This is a genomic window from Acidovorax sp. KPB24-07, from assembly GCF_057543315.1.
Window position 1 is genome coordinate 1 of sequence record NZ_BAAJYS010000092.1, and the last position, 13,291, is coordinate 13,291.

Annotated in this window: 7 protein-coding genes and 3 pseudogenes; 6 read left to right on the plus strand and 4 right to left on the minus strand. The window is 62.7% G+C overall.

Features of this window, described 5'->3' with window-relative positions:
* Positions 1-118 precede the first annotated feature (118 nt).
* On the minus strand, positions 119-511 hold the full coding sequence (gene nirD / locus AC27IQ_RS11935; protein ID WP_487089597.1) for a nitrite reductase small subunit NirD: 393 nt from the start codon (positions 509-511) through the stop codon (positions 119-121).
* Positions 512-577: 66 nt separating this feature from the next.
* A pseudogene (nirB, locus tag AC27IQ_RS11940) lies at positions 578-3,023 on the minus strand (nitrite reductase large subunit NirB).
* 403 nt (positions 3,024-3,426) lie between these two features.
* Here nirB and AC27IQ_RS11945 point away from each other — a divergent pair.
* Positions 3,427-7,467: an NACHT domain-containing protein gene (locus tag AC27IQ_RS11945; protein WP_487089598.1), complete on the plus strand. Its 4,041-nt coding sequence runs from the start codon at positions 3,427-3,429 to the stop codon at positions 7,465-7,467.
* Positions 7,468-7,479: 12 nt separating this feature from the next.
* Here the strand turns inward: AC27IQ_RS11945 and AC27IQ_RS11950 are convergent, their stop codons facing one another.
* Complete coding sequence (locus AC27IQ_RS11950; RefSeq protein WP_487089599.1) at positions 7,480-8,496, minus strand: zinc-dependent alcohol dehydrogenase family protein; 1,017 nt, start codon at positions 8,494-8,496, stop codon at positions 7,480-7,482.
* Positions 8,497-8,596: 100 nt separating this feature from the next.
* Between AC27IQ_RS11950 and AC27IQ_RS11955 the strand changes: the two genes are divergently transcribed.
* Positions 8,597-9,484, plus strand: coding sequence for a LysR family transcriptional regulator (locus tag AC27IQ_RS11955; protein ID WP_487089600.1), 888 nt, complete (start codon positions 8,597-8,599; stop codon positions 9,482-9,484).
* Between the two features lie 186 nt (positions 9,485-9,670).
* Positions 9,671-10,211: pseudogene (locus tag AC27IQ_RS11960) on the plus strand (transposase); the annotation flags it as partial.
* 90 nt (positions 10,212-10,301) lie between these two features.
* Here AC27IQ_RS11960 and AC27IQ_RS11965 read toward each other — a convergent pair.
* Complete coding sequence (locus AC27IQ_RS11965; RefSeq protein WP_487089601.1) at positions 10,302-10,835, minus strand: MarR family winged helix-turn-helix transcriptional regulator; 534 nt, start codon at positions 10,833-10,835, stop codon at positions 10,302-10,304.
* A 131-nt stretch (positions 10,836-10,966) separates the two neighbouring features.
* Between AC27IQ_RS11965 and AC27IQ_RS11970 the strand changes: the two genes are divergently transcribed.
* The 3 genes and pseudogenes from AC27IQ_RS11970 to AC27IQ_RS11980 form a co-directional block, all read left to right on the plus strand.
* Positions 10,967-11,767 carry an SDR family NAD(P)-dependent oxidoreductase gene (locus AC27IQ_RS11970; RefSeq protein WP_487089602.1) on the plus strand — a complete coding sequence of 267 codons (801 nt, stop codon included), beginning with the start codon at positions 10,967-10,969 and terminating at the stop codon, positions 11,765-11,767.
* 93 nt (positions 11,768-11,860) lie between these two features.
* On the plus strand, positions 11,861-12,937 hold the full coding sequence (locus AC27IQ_RS11975) for an alkene reductase (RefSeq protein WP_487089603.1): 1,077 nt from the start codon (positions 11,861-11,863) through the stop codon (positions 12,935-12,937).
* A 141-nt stretch (positions 12,938-13,078) separates the two neighbouring features.
* Positions 13,079-13,291, plus strand: a pseudogene (locus AC27IQ_RS11980) (GNAT family N-acetyltransferase); the annotation flags it as partial.

Genomic DNA, 13,291 nt, shown 5'->3' on the forward strand with positions numbered 1-13,291 from the left:
TTTTCTTTGCTTACTTTCTTTTGGCGAAGCAAAAGAAAGTGAGTGCGCCGCCGGGCGCACACCCCGGCCCCGGAAAGAAAAGCCACCACCAGCGCCAAAACAAGCCACACCCACAACCTCAAGCCCCCGAACCAGCAACTAAACGCCTGATAGGCCCCGCTACAGGCCTAACCAATTCCACCGCATGCCCCGCCAACTCCCCCGCATCCAAAAACACCTCCCCCCCCTCCACCTTCACCGCAAACTTCGGCGTACACCCCTCGTCCGGCGCCGAAGCCTGCCCATCGCACAACCCGATCGTCCAGTTGTGCAGCGGACACGCCACGCTCGTCCCGAACACGATCCCCTGCGACAGAGGCCCCCCCTTGTGCGGACACCGGTCCAGCAGCGCGAACACCTCGTCCGCACCGTTGCGGAACACCGCCACGTCCAGGCCCTGCGGCCGCGCCACGCGGCGCGAGCCCAGCACGGGAATGTCGTCCACACGGCAGATGTATTTCCAGTCGCTCATGGCGGCTCCTTGCGAATCGGGGGGATGAATGAATGAAAGGGGTGGTGGCAATGGCTGGGCCGGGGCTCACGGCGCGATGGCGGCGAACTGCCGCGTGTCCACGCGGGCTTCCTGGAAGTCGAACCACGGGTCGGGCTCGCCATCCAGCGCGAACTGCAGCTGCTCCCACAGCGCGCGGCGGCCTTCGTGGTCTTCGAGGATGCGTTTTTTCACGTGATCGAGGCCCACGCGGTTCACGTAATGCACCGTGCGCTCCAGGTACCAGCCTTCCTGGCGGTACAGCTCGCAAAAGGCGCCGGTGTACTCCAGCACCTCGGCGGCGGTCTTGAGCTTGGTGAAGAAGTGCGCCACCTCGGTCTTGATGCCGCCGTTGCCGGCGATGTACATCTCCCAGCCGCTGTCCACGCCGATGATGCCCACGTCCTTGATGCCGCTCTCGGCGCAGTTGCGCGGGCAGCCGCTCACCGCGAACTTGACCTTGTGCGGGGCGTACATGCGCCACATCGCGCGCTCCAGGTCCTTGCCCATCTGCGTGCTGTCCTGCGTGCCCATGCGGCACCACTCGCTGCCCACGCAGGTCTTCACCGTGCGCAGGGCCTTGGCATAGGCGTGGCCGCTGGGCATGCCGATGTCCTTCCACACGGCCTGCAGGTCTTCCTTCTTCACGCCCAGCAGGTCGATGCGCTGGCCGCCGGTCACCTTCACGGTGGGGATCTGGTATTTGTCCACCACGTCGGCGATGCGGCGCAGCTCGCTGGCCGTGGTCTCGCCGCCCCACATGCGCGGGATCACGCTGTACGTGCCGTCCTTCTGGATGTTGGCGTGGCTGCGCTCGTTGATGGCGCGGCTTTGCGGGTCGTCCTTGGCCTCCTTCGGCCAGGTGCTGATCAGGTAGTAGTTGACGGCCGGGCGGCAGGTGGCGCAGCCGTTGGGTGTCTTCCATTCCAGGAAGGCGAACACGTCGCCGATGGACAGCAGCTTGTTGGCGCGGATCGCGTCGCGCACCGCCTGGTGGCCGTGGTCGGTGCAGCCGCACACGGCCTTGGTCTTGGGCGTGGCGGAGTAGTCGCCGCCGGCCGTGAACATGATGATCTGCTCCACCAGGCCCGTGCACGAGCCGCAGCTGGCGCTGGCCTTGGTGTGCTTTTTCACGTCGTCCAGCGTGAACAGGCCCTTGTCCTTGATGGCTTTGCAGATGGCGCCCTTGGTCACGCCGTTGCAGCCGCACACCTCGTCGGTGTCGGCCATGGCGGCGGCCTTGCTGTGGCCCTGGTGGCCCGCGTCGCCGATGTTGCTCTCGCCGAACATCAGCTTGTCGCGGATGTCGCCCACCGTGCGGCCGTCGCGCAGCAGCTTGAAGTACCAGCTGCCGTCCACCGTGTCGCCGTAGAGGCACGCGCCCACGAGCTTGTCGTCCTTGATGACGAGTTTTTTTGTACACGCCGCCGAAAGGGTCGCTCATCACGATCTCCTCGGTGCCTTCGCCGCCCTGGAAGTCGCCCGCGCTGAACAGGTCGATGCCCGTCACCTTGAGCTTGGTGGAGGTGAGCGAGCCCTGGTAGCGCCCGATGCCGAACTCCGCCAGGTGGTTGGCCAGCACCTTGCCCTGCTCGAACAGCGGCGCCACCAGCCCGTAGGCGATGCCCCGGTGCGCGGCGCACTCGCCCACGGCGTAGATGCGCGCGTCGGTAGTGGTCTGCAGCGTGTCGCTCACCACGATGCCGCGGTTCACGTGCAGGCGCATCTTTTCGGCCAGCTGCGTGTTGGGACGGATGCCCACGGCCATCACCACCAGGTTGGCGGGCACCTCGGTGCCGTCCTTGAACCGCACGGCGGTGACGCGGCCGTCCGCCCCGCCCACCAGCTCCTGCGTCTGCGCCTTCATCAGGAACTGCATGCCGCGCTCGGCCAGGGACTTTTGCAGCATCTTGCCGGCCACATCGTCCAGTTGCCGCTCCATCAGCCAGTCGCCCACGTGCACCACGCTCACCTGCATGCCGCGCTTCATGAGGCCGTTGGCGGCCTCCAGGCCCAGCAGCCCGCCGCCGATCACGACCGCATGCTGGTACGTGGCGGCGGCGTCGATCATGGCCTGCGTGTCGGCGATGTCGCGGTAGGCCAGAACGCCCTGCAAGTCCTTGCCCGGAATCGGCAGGATGAACGGGTTGGAGCCGGTGGCGAGGATCAGCCGGTCGTACTCGGCGCTGATGACCTCGCCCGCCGCGTTGGTGGCGTGCACCACGCGGCGCACGCGGTCCACCTCGTTCACAGTGAAGCCCGTGTGCAGGTGGATGCCGTGCTCTTCGTACCAGGACCAGTCGTTGAGGATGATCTCGTCAATGGTCTGCTCGCCCGCCAGCACGGGCGACAGCAGGATGCGGTTGTAGTTGGGGTGCGGCTCGGCGCCGAACACCGTGATGTCGTAGAGATCCGGAGCGATCTTGAGCAGCTCTTCGAGCGTGCGCACCCCGGCCATGCCATTGCCCACCATCACCAGCCTGGATTTTTTCATCGTGACCCCCAATGGGTGTTCGTGCCAAAAAACAAAAAAGGCGTCCGCACAGGGCGCGGGCTGTTGTTTGTCAGCCTGCACCATCTGTGGGGACGCCTTCGTCCTGGCCGCCCCGTTTCCGCCATTGGAAGGGGTCAGCCATGTGACCGGCATTGGTCACGGGGACGCTGTTGCAATGCGCGTGCCAGGTGGGGTGGGGTCAGCAGGGCTTGAATGAAATTGGCCTCTAGCGCATATTGGAGTAGGGGGTATTGCTATTGTTTTAGTAGTGATTTGATATTCGCGATTTTGGAAGACAGAGTGGGTGGTACCCGCGTTGGTGCACGGCACCCAGGAGGGTGCATGACCTCCGACTACCATCGAACTCATCAAGTGACGCCTGCCAAGAGAAAACGAGGTGCAAATGCTGCTGGTTTCCCGCACCTGTGTGCGTCAAGCTGATACGAACGATGACCGAACAGCAGAGCCGATGTCGCTGGACGACACACAAGCTTTGATTGCCTACGTGTTACTCGGTGACCCTGGCATGGGCAAAACATCATCCTTCCGGCAGCAGGCCGAATTGGTCGGCGGGCATTTCATCAGCGCTGGTGACCTCTTGACGTTTGATGATCTCTCCGAACTGAAGAATTCGGCCCGGCCTATCTTTATCGACGGATTGGACGAAACGCGTGCGGGGAACACCGCAGGCAGAGTGCCTCTGGACAACATTCGCAATAAGTTGCGCCAGCTCGGGTGCCATAGCTTTCGGCTGTCGTGCCGATCTGCTGACTGGTTGGGTGATCCAGACGCAAGGAAGCTTCAGTCCTTGCTTTCCTCAGAGGATGAGCTTCAGGTGCTGACTCTTCAGCCGTTGACGCTCACCGATGTAGAAATCATTCTTCACGCCAATCACGGTATTCCCGATGCACAGGCCTTCATTGCATCCGCGGAGAAACATGGGCTGACCGACCTGCTGCTTAATCCCCAAACTCTGATCATGCTTGCCGCAGCAGTAGGACCAAGCAATCGATGGCCTGACACCCGGCAGGCGGTGTTTGAAATGGCGTGCGATCGTCTGGTGCTAGAGCACAACGATGAGCATCTCGCCGCTACATACAAAAGTGCCCCAGATCACGACAGCCTTAAACGTGCTGCCGCATATCTTTGTGCCCTCCAGTTGATTGCGGACCTTACCGGCTTCTCTCATTTATCAAGCACGCCTGACCGGGTGATCTCACTCAACGAAGTACCAAACTCTGACGAAAGACTGCCATTGAATGAGGCCTTGGCCAGCCGGCTGTTCAGGTCGACCGGGAGCAATGTCTTTACCCCAGTGCACAGAACCGTGGCCGAGTTCCTCGCTGCAAGGTATTTGGCCGACCGGCTGCACGAGAAACTCTCGTTTCGGCGGGTACTGGCATTGATCTGCGGTTCTGACGGCGGCATTGTCAGCAGCATGCGCGGTTTGGCAGGTTGGCTTGCATCACTTGCCGCAGAAACGAGGCTGACCTTTATCCGGCTTGATTCGCTTTGTGTGCTTCTCTACGGGGACGCCAAGAACTTTTCCATTTCAGACAAGACGGCTTTGATTGAGCAACTTGGTAGCCATGTCCAAGATTCGCGGTCGTTCAGATGGTATGAATGGAATGGCCTGCCATTTGCGGCTTTGGTCACCTCTGAGATGCGTCCATTGGTCAGTCAACGAATGGCTGAACCGAACTATTCGGACGCTCACCAACTGCTGTTGGTGCTACTGCTGGAGGGAATGCTTCACCAATCACCCGATGCAGGCTTAACCACTTTATTGCTGGCCCTCGTCCGTGACGAATCCCGATGGCTATCCGTACGCATGCGGGCGTTAAAAATACACATGAGCTGGGTTGGCGTGAACGATCCGTCCTTGCGCAGCTTGCTGGCCGATATCGAATCTGCCGTTGTGGAGGACGGTGATGACGAAATACTTGGCGCGTTGCTAGAAGCAATGTATCCAGCGGCGCTTTCCGCCGTAGAGCTTCCGAAGTTTTTTCACCTGCCTAAACAACGTAACCTCATCGGTAACTATCAGATGTTCTGGGAGCATGATGTGGGCGAAATCGATTGCCACGAGGCAATGAAGTTGCTCGACTCGTTTGCAGCGGAAACGGAACTGGAACTGGAAGGTACAGGGACTTCACGATCGCGCGGGGAGTTCGTTGGAAGTCTGATCTCCCGGGTGCTCAAGGAGATTGCGGACATCCCGCATGACGATCAATTGCTGAATTGGCTTGATACCGCTTGCGGCGAATATGAGGAAAGCTTGCTGGATCACGATGACAGAGAGGTTTTTCATCAGTGGCTGCGGGCTCGTCCGCATCGCTATTTCTCACTGTTGGATCTTGCTCTGAATCGATTTTCAAAGGCGACCAATCCAGTCCGGTCCGCGGAAGCTCGGCTGCATCGGGCAGCGGCTCCAGCTGACGCGGCCGCATGGTGGCTTGCCAGAGCGCAGAACACCCATAGCGAGGCGGATGCAAAGCGTTATTTCTTTCAAGCCATCTATGCCATTCCGGACGAATATGCACTTGGGCTTGAGGAAGTGCTTATTACTTGCGAAGACCTCAGCATGGAACGCGGATGGCAGGACTTGCTAACCGAAAGGTTCACTTGCACATGGGAGCGTTGGGGGTGGATGCAAGAGGAGGTCAGACGCAAACAAGACCGTGCGCAAAAGGCTGCCGAGCGGCGCAACACGTATCGCGCCAAGATTGCCGAATTTTCAAAACCACTGGTACCCCTTGGTCTTCTAGATCAGGTGGCTGCGGTTTACCTACATAAATACTATGACGCCGATGGCGAAACGCCCCGGGAAAAGCTGAGCAGTTTTTTCGCGGGAGACGAGGAACTGGTTCAGGCCGCGCTCCTGGCTCTACGCCGCACCCTCCACCGGGCGGACTTGCCCTCCTCAGCAGAGACCATAAACGCAATCAACAATGGAAAGTCGTTCACGTTGAATACGCCAGTGTTGGTCAGTCTGGAAATCGCTTATGAGCACGACCGTAAGTTCTTCGAAACTATGGCGGCCGATCGCCTCGTAGCTGCCTTGGTGGTCCATTTGGTACATCGGATCAGGGGGCATGACACCTGGGTGTCCGCAGTCGTAGCAAGCCTCCCGCATTGCATGGCTGAGGCTTTTTTTATTTATTTCACCAACGCGATGCAATGGAAGAGCCGTAGTCCAGCTCACACCCATCTTTTTCGCGATGAGTCCTACTCTGAGGTCACAAAGTTATGCCTCTTGCCCTTGCTTGCACAGTTTCCTTCGCGATCAAATCCTCACCTTCGTAACACGCTGACGGACATGCTTCGCGGAGCATTCACTCTTTCGGTAAGAGACGAATTGCTTTCATTGGTCCAGATTCGACTCGACACTTCGAAAAAGGTGGATGTGCAACAACGGGCGTGCTGGCTGACGGTGGGACTGCTCCTCGATCCCGAAAGATACATACCAGTCGCGCGGTGCTATCTGGCGAAGCGTCTGCGTGCCGAGCATTTTTTCCATTTTCTTGATGACTGCGGTCAAGCCATTCATTTCCTGCACAAGCCAGCGCAACTTTTAGGATTCTTTGTCGAGCATCTTGCAGTTGGATGCTCGCCGTCGCGCATTACCGGGGCTGGTTTGGTTACCCGCGATATGAGACGTTCTGAATTGGTCAAAAGCTACCTCAATGAGTTGGCCGGTAGGCCAGATGCCGAAAGCGAGTGGGAAATTAAACGCCTTAGTCAGCTGCCAGCGATAGTTGAATGGGTTTCTGAACTGCGTGCAGCGCGTCTGGCCCAGCAGATTGTCCGGCGTGATGCCACTTACGAAAAACCCACTTGGCGGCAAGTAAGTACAGCCCTGCAGCAGCGCAGGGCTTCTAGTCCTGCTGAGATAGCGGCAGTGGTGAACGACTTGATCGAAGGCATGAAGGAGCAAGTGCGCTACAGCGACCTGAATCTGAACCTGCAGTACTGGAATGCAGGCGCACAGAAGGAGCCATGTTCTCCTCGCCATGAAGAGCTCTGCCGCGATACTTTCTCGACGCAATTACGTGATCGGTTGCATCGCTTCGAGATTGAATGCTTGCCTGAAACGCATCATGTTGACGGTAAGCGTTCTGACGTTTGGTGCACCGTCGGCACGCAGGGCGGCATACCCATTGAAATCAAGCGCGATCAGAACAGAGGACTCTGGACTGCCGTAAAAGGACAACTAATCTCGCGGTACACGACCGATCCGCGGGCGAAGGGATACGGGATTTACATCGTGCTCTGGTTCGGTCTCCCAAATAAAATTCCAGCTCCACCGACTGGGAAACGGCCACAGACCCCAGAGGCGCTTCAGTCAATGTTGGAAATGGGGCTATCGGAGGAATACAAGCGTTTAGTAACGATCCATGTAATCGACTGCTCGGTCCGCACGTCCTCTTCGACCAAACGCTGACAGCCGCTTCCCTCAATGCACGATCGCGATCTTCCCGAAGTGCCTCCCCCCGGCACTCAGTTCTGCATACGCCGCGGGCACCTCTTGCATCGCGAAGGTCTGGTCGATCACCGGCACGATGCGGTGCGCCGCGATGGCCCGGGCCGCTTGCGCCAGGTCGTCCACCGAGCCGGTGCTGTTGCCCACCACGCGCAGGGACTTGACGATGATCGGTAGCAGGTCGATGGACGAAGCCGTGCCGCCCAGGAAGCCAATGGTGAACACCGTGCCGCCCACTGCCGCTGCATTGAGCGACTGCGCGAAGGTGGCCGCGCCGACGGTTTCCACCACCAGATCGGCGCCGCGCCCCTCCGTGAGGGTTCGCACCGCCTCGTCCCAGGCGGGCGTGGTGCGGTAGTTGATCAGGTGATCGGCGCCCAGCAGGCGCGCGCGCTCCAGCTTCGCGTCGGACGACGAGGCCAGGATCACCGTGGCGCCGCAGGCCTTGGCGAACTGCAGGGCGAACAGGCTGACACCGCCCGTGCCCAGCAGCATCACCACCGAGCCGGGACGCAGCGGTGCCGAGCGCACGGCGTTCCACGCCGTGGTGGCCGCGATGGGCAGCGCGGCGCCCTGGGCGAAGTCGAGGTGGGCAGGCAGCGCGATCAGGCTGGTCGCGGGCACCACGGCGTACTCCGCCAGCGAGCCGGGCAGGGTGATGCCGCGCATCGCCGCGAGGTTGCGCGCCGACACCGCCCCGCCTTGCCAGTGGGGCATGAAGTGCGGAACTACCCGGTCGCCCACGGCCAGGCCCAGGGACAGGTCATCGACACCGTCGCCCAGCGCAGCCACCTCGCCCGCACCGTCGGCCACGGGCACCATCGGAAAGCCCGCCGCGGGGAACTGGCCGGTGGCGATGGCCACGTCCACGAAGTTCAGCGTGGCGGCACGCAGGCGCACCAGTACCTCGCCCTTGCCGGGTTGTGGGTCGGGCAGTTCGGTGGGGCGGAATGCGTCAAGGGAGGGGGCGGTGAGCTGGATGGCTTTCATGGTGCTTCTCTGGGCGGTGAACAAAGAGAAGCAGTGTCATTAAATAGCTGTGCTGGATAAACTGCATGCCATTTGATTCATTCGGCAGCGGGAGTTATCAATGGACTTGCTCGACAGCATGCAGGTGTACGTGCACACGGTGGAAAAAGGCAGCCTGAGCGCTGCCGCACAAGCCAGCGGAATCTCCGCCACCATGGCCGGCAACCACCTGCGCACGCTGGAAAAGCGGCTGGGCATGCAACTGCTGCACCGGACCACGCGGCGCCAGCACCTGACGGCCTTGGGCGAGGACTACTACGCGCGTTGCAAGGAGATCCTGCGGCTGGTGGCCGAGACCGACGCGCAGGCGCAGAGCCTGCAGCTCGCCCCCGCCGGCAAGCTGCGCATCAGCGCGCCGGTCACCTTCGGCACCGAGGCGCTGATGCCGGCGCTGTCGGTGTACCTGGCGCGCTACCCGGACGTGAGCGTCGATGTGTCCTTGAGCGACCGCGTGGTCGATCTGATCGAAGAGGGCTTCGAAGCCGCGATCCGCATCGGCCAGCTGCCCGATTCGGCACTGATCGCCAGGCCGCTGGCGCCTTACCGGCTGATGATCTGCGCCTCGCCCGGGTACCTCGCGCGCCGGGGCACGCCGGCCCGGCCCGAAGACCTGAGCGGGCACGAATGCCTGTCCTTCAGTCCTGCCGCCCTGGCCAACTGGCGGTTGCACAGCGGCGACGACGACGGGCTTTGCATTCCCGTGTCGGGCCGCGTGCAGGTCAATAACGGCCAGGCGCTGCGCGTGGCCGCGCTGCATGGTCTGGGCATCGTGCTGCAGCCTGCGATCCTGCTGGAGGCCGATGTGGCGGCCGGGCGGCTGGTGCGGCTGTTTCCCGGGCATGACCTGCCCGTGCGGCCGATGAGCGTGGTGTACCTGCAGGACCGGTACCGGTCGCCCAAGCTGCGCAGCTTCGTGGAGTTCCTGGGGGAGCGGTTCACTGACGGTTGAGGGCGGCGGCCGGGATTCGCTATGCGATTCGGCCAAAGCCACCCTGATCCCGGAAAGTATTTAGTCCGCGCTGAACAACGCGCAAGCCGTTGATCTTGCTTGCATTTTTTCAGGTTGATGGATGCAGCATTTGCAAGGTATGGTTTTGCCAGTACCTGTTTTCTTGCAAATTCCTCCGGAGATTCCATTGGCCCGAAGCCTTCGCAGCCGCAGAGCGACGAGTTGTTCATCTCCCGGCTGGACGAGTTGATCAACATGCGTCACCCGCTGGTCAAGCTGGCCGCGTTGATCGACTGGGCCGAGATCGAACGCACCTTCGCGGTCTCGTTCACATCCGGCCGCAGGCCGGCCCGCCTTGCCGGCGCGCCTGGTGGCCGGCCTGCTGTACCTGCAGCACACCTTCGACGCCTCCGATCAGGCAGTGGTGAACACCTGGGTGGAGAACCCGTACTGGCAGTTCTTCTGCGGCGAGACCTACCTGCAGACCGAGGCGCCCATCGACCCGTCCAGCCTGACGCGCTGGAGAAAGCGCGTTGGAGAAGAAGGCGTGGAGACGCTGCTGGCCGCCAGCATCCAGGCTGCCCGGCGTGGTGGTGTTGTGAAGAGGTCCAGCTCGCAGCAGGTGATCGTGGACACCACCGTCATGCCCAAGGCGATTGCGCACCCTATTGACAGCCGGCTGCTGGACAAGAGCCGCCAGCACCTGGTCAAGGCCGCCGAAGACAACGGGGAGTGAGGAGGGCGGGTGCGACCCCGCCTTGGCGCACAGCGCCCAGGCCGGTGCGCGTGGGTCGGCCCGTTCCGCCTGCGGCACGCCTTAAGGGGCCGGCGGGACCCGTGCCGGGTTTTCCGCCTGGTAGGCCATCATGAACGCATCCGACGCCACCTGATCGGCCAGCGCCCTCAAGCTCGCTGCCGAGGCGGGGCCGAGAACGGCCTCGACCCGCTCGTTGGCCGCGGCCCATCGCACGATCGCTTCCGAAAGCAGTTTTTTGCCGAGCGGCGTCAGCACGCCCCGCTTGGTCCGCCGGTCCTGGGCGTCGGGCCGCAGCTCGACGATGCCGTCGCGCACCAGCGGCCGCAGCGCATGGGTCAGGGCCGACAGCTGGATGGCGAGCCGGCCCGCCAGGTCCTGCAGCGCTGGTCCTTCGGCTTCGGCGCTCTTGAATTTGGCGATTTCCCCCATCAGCGCCAGCTGCGTCGCCTTGAGGTTCAGCGGCGCGAGGGCGTCGTCGTACAGCTGCCCCAGCCTGCGGGCCGCCAGGCGCACCGCCGTGTTCGTGCAGACCTGCACGCCGGCCAGGACAGGCTCTGCGGCCGTGGTCTGGACCCCTGCGTTGGGCGTGTCCATCGGGTTGTCGGTAATTCCCATGCGTTTTAAAAGGTTGAGTGCTGCACCATTGAAATCAAGCCGAGGTTCGGCTCTACATTTGAGCCCTCAATCAATTTGGTTGAGCCCTCAATTTTATCGGAGAGATAGCAATGACCCATCCCCCATCCCGGAAAGTCGCACTGATCACCGGGGCTTCGGCCGGCATCGGCGCCGTGTATGCCGATCGCCTGGCGGCCCGTGGATACGATCTTATTCTGGTCGCCCGGCGCGCTGACCGCCTGCAGGCCCTGTGCGACCGGCTTGCCAAGGCGCATGGCATCCAGGCCGAGCCGATCGTGGCGGACCTGGGCCAGGCCGACGACCTGGCGCGTGTCGAAGCGATTTTGTCCACCAACGACAACCTGCATGTCCTGGTGAACAACGCCGGCATCGCGCGGCTGGGCAAGGTGTCCCAGCGGTCGGCGGACGATGCGCTGTCCCAGATCGCCCTGAACATCACCGCGCTCACGCGCCTGACCCAGGCGGTGGTGCCCCGCTTCATCGCGAGAAACGCGGGCCTGATCGTCAACATCGGTTCCGTTCTGGGCATCCATTCGCTGCCCATCAGCGCGGTCTATAGCGGCACCAAGGCCTTCGTGCTGCACTACAGCACGGGCCTGCAGCAGGAACTGGCCGGCACGCAGGTGAAGGTCCAGGTGGTCCTGCCGGCATCGACGGCCACCGAGCTGTGGGACCTGTCGGGCGTTCCGCTGGCGGCGCTCAACAAGGACGGGTTGATGACGGCCGAGCACATGGTCGATGCGGCGCTCGCAGGGCTGGACCAAGGCGAGACGGTCACCTTCCCATCCGTGGCCGATGCGAGCCTGTGGGACCAGTACGAGGCCGCCCGCTCCCAGCTGTTCGCCGCCACGCAGGTCGGCACGCCCGCCCCTCGCTACCAGGTTCTTTGACGCGAGCCCATCGGATGCCTTTCTTTCGCAGCCCGATGGTTTCTTCTTGTGCTTCTTCTCTCCCTTCGCGCCCCTTCTTTTCCAGGACCCCCCATGCTTTTCGAACCCTTTTCCCTGCGCAACACACCCCTTCGCAACCGCGTGGTGATGTCGCCCCTCACGCGCCACCGCGCGGTCGAGAACAACACGCCCAATGGCCTGATGGCCACCTACTACGCGCAGCGCGCGGGCGCCGGGCTCATCATCACCGAGGGCACGTCGCCTTCGCCGAACGGCCTGGGCTATGCCCGCATTCCCGGCCTGTTCAATGATGCCCAGGTTCAAGGCTGGAAGCAGGTGACCAGCGCGGTGCATGCCCAAGGCGGCAAGATCGTCGTGCAACTGATGCACACGGGCCGCGTGTCCCATCAGGCCAACATGCCGGCCGGCGCCGAAGTGGTCAGCGCGTCGGCCGAGGTGTGTCCCGGCGAGATGCGCACGGATTCGCAAGGCAACCAGCCGCACACGCCGCCCCGCGCCATAACCGAGGCCGACATCCAGGCCGTGATCGGCGAATACACCACGGCGGCGCGCCTGGCCATCGAAGCCGGGTTCGACGGCATCGAACTGCACGCGGCCAACGGGTATCTTCTGGAGCAGTTCCTGAATGCCAACATCAATCGCCGCACGGACGGCTATGGCGCAACCGCCGAAGGGCGCAACCGCCTGGTGCTCGAAATCGCGCGTGCGGCGGTGAAGGAGATCGGCGCTGAACGCGTGGGCATCCGCCTGTCGCCGCACGGGGTGGTCAACAGCGCCGGCCCGTTCGACGGCGTGGATGCGCAGTACCTCGCCCTGGTGAAAGCGCTTTCCGCGCTCGGCCTCATGTACGTCCACGTGCTGGACCACTCGGCCATGGGCACGCCACCAGTTCCCGCCCAGCTCAAGGCCGATCTGAGGGCGGCGTTCGACGGCCCGTTCATCCTGGCCGGCGGCCTGGACAAGGCCGGTGCGGAGCGCGCGCTGGAGGGCGGCCTGGCCGACCTCACCGCCTTCGGCCGTGCATTCATCGCCAATCCGGACCTGGTCGAACGGATGCGCCAGGGCGCGCCGCTGAACGCGCCCGATCCGGCCACGTTCTATACGCCCGGGGCCCAGGGCTACACGGACTATCCGGCGCTCGCCGGTTAGCCACCGTTGGTGCGTATCGAGGCGGCGAGGAGAGCGCCGCCCCGGGCCGATGGCCTTCGGCTGCGGCCACCTTCCTTCGGACGTCTGGCCCGGCCCGCGCGGGCGCGCGCCTAGGCTCGGCGCCCACGGAGGTTTAAAACGATGTCGTACCAAGAGATGAAAGCCAGCGTCGAGCTGCTGCCCGCCCAGGCCCCGAAATTCGAAACCGAGCGTTTCGTGGTCGTTCCGCTGGGGGCCGAGCCGGCGCGCGACCTGCTGAACGTGCTGCTGCAGGACGAACGGCTGGCCGGGCAACTGCCCTGGATGGTGGAGAAATCCGCCGATGGCGCGCGTAAGGAGGCGTTCCTGATCGGC